Annotated in this window: 1 pseudogene; it reads right to left on the bottom strand. The window is 38.0% G+C overall.

Features of this window, described 5'->3' with window-relative positions:
- Nucleotides 1-255, bottom strand: a pseudogene (locus IT084_RS19185) (hypothetical protein); the annotation flags it as partial.

Below are 255 nucleotides of genomic sequence, written 5' to 3'. Positions count from 1 at the left end.
ACAAAAACGTCTTTTAGGATATGGTTTAAAGTAGTTTCCAGGTTATCAGGGAGCTTGGAATTATCATATTTTAAGACCCTGTTTACCAAACGTTCAACCACACCGGGCTTTGAAGAATCCAGCTTCTGATTTTTCTTTTGCTTCTTTTTAGGCTTACGCTTGAACTTACGCAGTTTGGATTTATAAAGGATCCGATCCTTACGAATCAGCCTATCCATAAAATCATAAAAAGTACCAACACCGGGGATAGGATCT

Origin of the sequence: Desulfallas sp. Bu1-1 (assembly GCF_015594625.1) — a bacterium.
Taxonomy (GTDB): Bacteria; Bacillota; Desulfotomaculia; order Desulfotomaculales; family Desulfallaceae; genus JADNRQ01.
This window is presented reverse-complemented; position numbering and strand designations above follow the sequence as displayed.